This window comes from Corynebacterium hylobatis, from assembly GCF_003955685.1.
Lineage (GTDB): Bacteria > Actinomycetota > Actinomycetes > Mycobacteriales > Mycobacteriaceae > Corynebacterium > Corynebacterium hylobatis.
Genome location: NZ_RXHJ01000034.1, coordinates 1 through 7,192, shown reverse-complemented (window position 1 = coordinate 7,192; position 7,192 = coordinate 1). Strand labels below are relative to the sequence as shown.

Sequence of the window (7,192 nt, the reverse complement as noted above, 5' to 3'; positions counted from 1 at the left end):
TTGACGCCGCGTAACACGCCACTCTCAAAAACTCAGGCCGATTCAAAATCGTGAAGAGCCCTTTTGCATCGACCTCCTACCTCGCTGCTTCTAACCCGGTTAGGAGACGCGATCTTAGCGCCAGTAGCGGCGCGGAGAATACTGTTCTGATGCACCATCCTTAGAGACCTGCATAGTTATGTAGCAAATGGGAATTTTGAACTTGGCACGACAGGGTTTTCAAGTTCAAATCAGCTGTTTCTCTGGGTATGTCCCATTGAGACAATGTCGGTGTCAGAAGGGGTTTACATGGTCATCCCCTGGTGAACAGGCCGACGAAACCGCTTCTCGGCTACTACTGGCTCTGCGTGACAGTGCTTGACCTCGGCAATCAGCTACGCGCATTCGCCGCGAGACACAGACGTCCAGACGACTTCTGACGGTGACGTGGGGTCAGGGCTGCGTTAGCAGGGGACATGGAAGACCTCTGGTGTGGAACTGGTTTGGTAGCACTTCCCATTCCGCACGGAGGTCTTCGCTATGTCAGCGGGTCACACACATTCGACCAACGTCTCCGGTCAGTACAACTAGTGGAGGCGTCGTCCTAGGCAGCTCCCGGTGAAGGGCACATCCCTCAGCCTCACCCCAGGGCGGGCATCCTGTGGGGCCACCCACCGGGCGTGCTACTTGTAAACGTCCCCGCGGGGCCCGACGCGGATGACCTCCACCACCAGGTGGGCCTCGAGAACGGAATAGAGAATCCTGTGGTCACGCACCCTGACGCGGTATCCCTCGCGGCCACCTAAGTCCACGCACCCCTCCGGGTAGGGGTCGTTTCCCAGGGCCTGGATGGTGTCCATGATCTGCTGAAACAGTTTCGGGTTGCCCCGCTGAATTTTCCCCAGGTCACGGGCCGCCCGTCGGGTCAATTCTATCTGGTATGCCGTGGCCATAATAGAGAAACTGTACCATATGTACATTTGTTATAAATCTTGCATTTTGGTGTTTTCTCTGGCATTCTGGGGGTATGTCCGCCGCGATGAAGAAGCTGTCCGCAATCTCTCTGGGAGAGCTGCGTAGAGATTTGGGCGAGGTCGTTAACCGGGCGACGTTTGCCGGTGAGCGTACTGCCGTGACCCGCCACGGTAAGGCGGTGGCCGCCATCGTGTCCGTCGAGGACCTGGCACTGCTGGACGAGCTGGAACGTCGCGCAGACCTGGAGGCGTTGCGCCAGGCTCGACGTGAAGATGATGGGACCCGTATTCCTCTGGATGATTTCCTTAACGGTCAGGCCTCCTGACGCTTCCGGCGGGAGACCTGCGCCGGTCCCGGGCCATGGGTGGCTGATCAACCGGCGGTGGCTGCATGCCTCGCCCAGTGTCAAGGGATCTCTCTAGTTCTGTGTACACCTGGGGTCAGGAAAGGCCGGGGGGAAGATTCACGGATCGGCTTGTTTTCACTTCCACACGGATGCGAGCGAGGGGCGCTGCATCCGGCAAGAAAACCACCGATTATGAAACAAGGGGAAGGGAAGGCTCTCTCGTGCTTCAGTGTGGTCTGGGTCACGGTCTTGTTCGATGGGCCGGAGCCCCGCCGCATCGGTCGCCTTTCGGGGATGTGAAAAACCGCCATACGAAGCCGCGAGTCACAGTAGGGGCACCGCGCAAGAGACACCTAACGAAGTACTACTAGTCTGCTTGTCCAGCTCGGGGCGTATTTCTGGACGCACCGTAGATCGTGGTGTGATCGACCGGTGCTCCACGCTGAAGTCATCATTTCCTCGAGATCGCGGTAACTGACGCCCTAGCGGCAGGGGCCTGCACGCCGCCCACAGAATGACCTCATGAGGGAAATGACGACCCCAGAAGAGACCCATGACCTTAATTATTTCACGCCGAGGATCCTACTGCCCCAACTGTGCAACAGCACCTGTTTTCTGCCTTGCAGGCGGGTGGGATGAGTGTGCCGAATGTCCACTGGGAACCGTTGTCGATGCCACAATGGTGTGGTGAAGAAAAACGACCACGGCACTGGTGGCACCTCCGAGAGTTTCCGGATCCGTGGTTCGATCCCGGATATTCCCCGGGAGACGCGGTGGGATCGGCTGTGGCGGCCTTTCTGGGTGATGCCAGCTGTTAGCGTGGTCGCGGCCCTGGTTGTCGGCTTCCTGCTGCCCACTTGGGAACGTGGGTTGTCCGATGTGGCGCTCAGGTTCGTTTTTGAGGGTGGGTCTGATGCCGCCCGGGAGGTGTTGGGCACCATCGCCTCCTCCACGATTGCGGTGACCGGTCTCATTTTCTCCATCACCCTGATCGTTCTGCAGCTGGTGAGCAGTCAGTTCAGTCCGCGAATGCTCAACGGTTTTCTGCGCAACCGCACCGTGCAGGCCACCCTGGCGATGTTCCTGGGGACGTTCGTGTTCTCCCTGACGGTCATCCGGTACGTGTGGAACGACGAGGAGGACATCACCGGATTCGTTCCCCGCGCATCAGTGTCGGTGGCCTTCCTGCTGGTGCTCGGGTGCCTGGGGTTTTTTCTGGCGTTCATTCGGACCATCACTTCCTCGATGCGGGTGGCCAACGCCATCTCCGAGATCGGAGAGGAAACAATGACTCTGGCCCAGCGGCTCTATCCCGTGCAGAGCAGCGACGCCGGCCTGGTCCAGGGGCCGGGCTGGTCCCCACGGCCCGGGGATCCCCGGGAAGAGGTACGGGCGGATTGCCACGGATCGCTGGTGTGGATCGACTACCGGACGCTGGTGTCCTGGGCGACGGAACATGACGCGGTGATCACGGTCGACCGGCCGGTGGGGGATTTCCTGGTGGACGGCCAGCCGCTGCTGCGGGTCTGGTGGGACGGGGAGCTCAGCGACCGGGACCGACGTGTTCTGCGCTCGGCCATCGAGGTGCGGACCGAGCGGGAACTGCACCAGGACGTGGCATTCGGACTGCGTCAACTCGTTGACATCGCTGACCGTGCGTTGTCCGCCGGGATCAACGATCCGGCCACGGCAGCCCAGTGTGTCCAGGAGATCCACCGGCTCTTCCGTTATCTGGTCACCGTCATCGAGCCCAGCCCCTACCTCGCCGATGACGAGGGCCTGGTCCGTGTGGTGCACCAGCCGCAACGCATCGCGGACATGCTCTATGAGGTGATCCGTGAGATCCATTTCTACGGGTCGGACTCCGCGATGATTCCGCGGCTGCTGCGCATTATGGTCGACGACCTGATGACGGCCGCTGCCGAGCATTCCCTGCCTGCTGTTGAGCGTGCCCGTGGCATCCTGGACGATGGCGCGGACGAGGACAGCGACAGAGACACCGCGGGCGTCTAATCCGGATCAGGTGGCGGTGAGATCGCATCGTCGAAAAGCAGCCGCCCCGGCCAGCACCAGAACAACGCCGGCAACGGCAAGCACCACCACACCTGCCCATCCGACCTCGGTCGCGGGGTGCTGGCCGACGTGCTCGCAAGGGGAGAGGTGCAGCCGGGACTGGTCGAGCTGGATCACCCGGCCGAACAGGCTGAATACGCTGCTCACGATGAACACCACCCACACCACGACCATCAGGCGGGGCGGCAGTCCGTAGAGCGCTGTGGCGGAGGACGACGGGCAGCAACAGCGCCACCTCAGGTCCTCCGAATCCGGATACGGTGATTCTTAACCGGGTGTCCGAGACGGCCTGAGAAAATCACGACCACTTCTAGTAGTGCTTTGTTAGGTCACTGTCCGTACTGTCACCGACCCAGAGACACCTAAAAAAGCACTACTAGGATGATCCTCACAATGGACCTACCCGCGACGATGGTCACCGGCAAGGAGAACCCACTGGATGTCTGCTCCCGCTCGGCACCGTAACGAACCCCATGGGACAGGCCATCATGCCCGGTTGAACTGGCTGCGTGCCGGTGTTCTCGGCGCCAATGACGGCATAGTCTCCATTGCGGCATTGTTACTGGGCGTTATCGCCACCGGCATGGGGGAGGGGGCGATTTTTCTTGCCGGGGTGGCCTCGACCATCGCGGGTGCGGTGTCCATGGCGTTGGGTGAGTACGTGTCGGTCTCTGCTCAGCGGGACACCGAGAAGAAACTTTTGGCCCTGGAGCGCAGGGAACTGGCGGAGCAACCGGAAGAAGAACGCCAGGAGCTTGTCGGCATCCTCACCGGGTATGGCATCTCGCCAGAGACGGCCGATAGGGCCGCCCGGGAGATTGGCCAGAAGGACCCGTTGGCGGCCCATCTCCAGCTGGAGCTGGGAATGGACAGTGAGGAACTGACCAGCCCGGTTGCTGCTGCTGTCTCGTCGGCCATCTCCTTTGTGCTCGGCGCACTCCTGCCGTTGCTGTCGGTGTTCTTCGCCCCGGCGGGGTCTGCGGTTGTCGTGGTCACAGCGGTCACCCTCGTGGCGTTGGCGTTGACCGGGTTTATCTCCGCTGTCCTCTCCGGCACCTCGCGCATGCGGTCGTGTGCTCGTTTGGTACTCGGAGGCGCCCTCGGCCTGGCCATCACCTATGGCGTCGGCTCGTTGTTTGGTTAGGGCCTCTCATCTGATCCAGGGCGCAGCCGGGGTGTCCTCTGGGGAAAAGGCCCCTGATTCGACATTCCTTCGTCTCCCGGTCGGCCCCCCGGGAGGCAGTGATCGGTCGTACCTGTGCGGGATGGGTAGGCTTCCCGGATGAAGGACCGTATCTCTCCCTCATTCTCGCCCGGCCCTATACGGGCCGGGGTATAGAAAATGCCCCAGTCTGTATACGACGAAGGCACGCCTCCAGCTCGACCACCCCGGAGGAGTCCACGGGAAAAAGAAGAGGAAAAGCTCTTCTTCTCCCTTGCCTGATCCGCTAAACGCTGTCAGGCTGAAGGCGTGAGCCACTGCGAAGTCACCGCCACGCTTTTAAGGAGTCAGAGTATGTCCTACACCCACACTGTCACCGTGGCACTGTCCTACGAGGATGCCATCGCACGTACCCGGGAGGCGTTGGCCGAGCAGGGATTTGGCGTACTTACCGAGGTCGATATCAAGGCCACCTTCACCAAGAAGCTCGGGGCTGCGGCGGCCGAAGCTGTGGGGGACTACGTCATCCTCGGTGCCTGCAACCCCACCCTGGCCAGCCAGGCGCTGGCCGCCGAGCCCGAGCTCGGTGCCCTGCTGCCGTGCAACGTCGTTGTCCGCCGGGGTCCGGGGGATGAGCGGACCACGGTGGAGGCAATCGATCCGCAGACCATGGTGAAACTCAGCGACAGCGCCCAGGTCCGCGCGGTCGCCGACGATGCTGACACCCGACTGCAGGCGGCGCTGGAAGCCATCAGCGGCGCCTAAGCCAGTCTTCACCACCCTGACCCGTGAGCGAGGGGCCTGGATCCGGGGCACTGGACGATGGAGCCCACCTCGGCCGTCGAGCAGCGTGTGGCCGCAACCTTCCCTTACCTCGGTGCCCAACTTAGAGAAACCCGACGAGACGATTCCCGTCTGTTGCAGGCCGGCCTACGTCACCGTCGAATTCGCCTCCCGGGTGATGGCGAAGATGAAAACAACAGGCGCCATCGACTCCGGCCGAACATAGACCACGATCACCGACCCCTAAACGCCCACCTCGCCACCCTCTTGACCAGGACAAACGACGGTAGGAGGGATTTTTCGTTAATTGATCCAGGTCAAGGAGTTAATCCGGGAAACGCCGTATCTTTAGAGATGCAAGCAAAAGAATATAACCCCGGAGACGAAAGGACCTGATCACCATGACCACCTCCACGAAGCTGAAGAACACCACCCTGCGCTCTGATGAATTCACCTGCCCCAGTTGTATCGCCAAGATCGAGAACAAGCTGAACGGGCTGGACGGTGTCGAATCGGCCGAGGTGAAGTTCTCCTCCGGCCGCATCCTGGTCAGCCATGACCCGGAAAAGGTCGCCGTGCGGGACCTGGTCGCCGCGGTGGCTGAAGTCGGCTACACCGCCAAGCCCTCGGCGATCTGACGCACCTACCTCCCCGGCCCGCCGGCATCAGAAGATGCCGGCGGGCCTTTCGCATCCCGCCTCGCGGCCAGCCGGTATTTTCCCTGCTCAGAGAGACTTTTCCGTTAATTGATCTGGCTCAAGGAACTTTCTTCGGGTTGCTCGTAACTTAATAAGTGACACCAATAAAATGCACTTCTCACCATGAAAGGAAAACACCATGAAGACCTGGAAAACCTGGGGTGTTGTCGCCGTCTCGGGCCTACTTATCCTCCTGTCCTGGCTCACCCCGTCGGAGATGTTCCTGTCGGATGTGTTCATGATCGCCGCGGCCGTCATCGCCGGTTGGCAGATCGCCGTTTCCGCCGTCCAGGCGCTGCGGATTAAAATGATCTCGATTGACCTGCTGGTCATCGTCGCCGCTATCGGTGCGCTGTTCATCCACAACTACTGGGAATCAGCCGCCGTCACTTTCCTGTTCGCTCTCGGCAAAGCGTTGGAGAGGGCGACAATGAACCGCACCCGCAAGGCACTATCGGACCTGGTAGATGCCGCCCCGGAAACCGCCACCAAGCTGGGCGGGGACGGTGCCGCCGAGACCGTCGAGCTATGGGAGCTGATGCCCGGTGACGTCGTACTCGTAAAAAACGGCGAGCAGATCCCCGTTGACGGGCGAGTGATCTCCGGTCACGGCGGGGTGGATGAGGCCACTATCACCGGTGAATCCGTACCGGCCGAAAAGGCCGAGAACTCCGAGGTCTTCGCCGGCACCTGGCTGCGCTCCGGGGTGCTGCGCATCGAAGCCATCGGCATCGGATCAGACTCCACCCTGGCAAAGATCATCCACCGCGTCGAAGACGCCCAGGATGACAAGGCGAAAACCCAGACGTTCCTGGAGAAATTCTCCCGGTACTACACCCCCGGTGTCATGATCGCCGCCCTCGCGGTCGGACTGATCACCTTCAACGTGGAACTCGCCCTGACCCTGCTGGTCATCGCCTGCCCTGGCGCGCTGGTCATCTCCATCCCGGTTTCGATTGTCGCGGGTATCGGCCGCTCCGCCAAGGACGGTGTCCTGATCAAGGGCGGGGAATACCTCGAGACCTCCGCCAAGGTCGATGCCGTTGTCGTCGACAAGACCGGCACCCTGACCAACGGTCGCCCAGAGCTGACCGATGTCGAGGCCCTGGACGACTCCTACACCACCGATCAGGTGCTCATCCTGGCCGCCCGTGCGGAAACCGCCTCCGAGCATCC

Annotated in this window: 8 protein-coding genes and 1 pseudogene; 6 read left to right on the top strand and 3 right to left on the bottom strand. The window is 61.3% G+C overall.

Annotated elements, in window-relative coordinates:
* Positions 1 to 662: 662 nt before the first annotated feature.
* Complete coding sequence (locus EAH68_RS14495) at positions 663 to 959, bottom strand: type II toxin-antitoxin system RelE family toxin (protein WP_241228484.1); 297 nt, start codon at positions 957 to 959, stop codon at positions 663 to 665.
* 104 nt (positions 960 to 1,063) lie between these two features.
* On the opposite strand from EAH68_RS14495, the gene EAH68_RS14490 reads away from it, so the two are divergent.
* The gene (locus EAH68_RS14490; RefSeq protein ID WP_241228483.1) at positions 1,064 to 1,279 is read left to right on the top strand and encodes a type II toxin-antitoxin system Phd/YefM family antitoxin; all 216 of its coding nucleotides are present in this window, start codon (positions 1,064 to 1,066) and stop codon (positions 1,277 to 1,279) included.
* 390 nt (positions 1,280 to 1,669) lie between these two features.
* On the opposite strand, the pseudogene EAH68_RS14485 reads toward EAH68_RS14490, so the two are convergent.
* Positions 1,670 to 1,855: pseudogene (locus EAH68_RS14485) on the bottom strand (IS6 family transposase); the annotation flags it as partial.
* Positions 1,856 to 1,987: 132 nt separating this feature from the next.
* Here EAH68_RS14485 and EAH68_RS14480 point away from each other — a divergent pair.
* Positions 1,988 to 3,313 (top strand): DUF2254 domain-containing protein, encoded by a 1,326-nt coding sequence (locus tag EAH68_RS14480; RefSeq protein ID WP_206436432.1) that lies wholly within the window; start codon positions 1,988 to 1,990, stop codon positions 3,311 to 3,313.
* A gap of 6 nt (positions 3,314 to 3,319) precedes the next feature.
* Here the strand turns inward: EAH68_RS14480 and EAH68_RS14475 are convergent, their stop codons facing one another.
* Positions 3,320 to 3,613 carry an efflux permease Rv1217c-related protein gene (locus EAH68_RS14475; protein WP_500778831.1) on the bottom strand — a complete coding sequence of 98 codons (294 nt, stop codon included), beginning with the start codon at positions 3,611 to 3,613 and terminating at the stop codon, positions 3,320 to 3,322.
* 199 nt (positions 3,614 to 3,812) lie between these two features.
* On the opposite strand from EAH68_RS14475, the gene EAH68_RS14470 reads away from it, so the two are divergent.
* The 4 genes from EAH68_RS14470 to EAH68_RS14455 all read left to right on the top strand — a co-directional run.
* Positions 3,813 to 4,517, top strand: coding sequence for a VIT1/CCC1 transporter family protein (locus EAH68_RS14470; RefSeq protein WP_126122036.1), 705 nt, complete (start codon positions 3,813 to 3,815; stop codon positions 4,515 to 4,517).
* A 372-nt stretch (positions 4,518 to 4,889) separates the two neighbouring features.
* Positions 4,890 to 5,300: a DUF302 domain-containing protein gene (locus EAH68_RS14465; protein WP_126122035.1), complete on the top strand. Its 411-nt coding sequence runs from the start codon at positions 4,890 to 4,892 to the stop codon at positions 5,298 to 5,300.
* A 419-nt stretch (positions 5,301 to 5,719) separates the two neighbouring features.
* On the top strand, positions 5,720 to 5,956 hold the full coding sequence (locus tag EAH68_RS14460) for a heavy-metal-associated domain-containing protein (RefSeq protein ID WP_126122034.1): 237 nt from the start codon (positions 5,720 to 5,722) through the stop codon (positions 5,954 to 5,956).
* Between the two features lie 199 nt (positions 5,957 to 6,155).
* Positions 6,156 to 7,192 (top strand): HAD-IC family P-type ATPase (locus EAH68_RS14455; protein ID WP_164546516.1); only part of this gene is annotated, 1,037 nt, incomplete at its 3' end.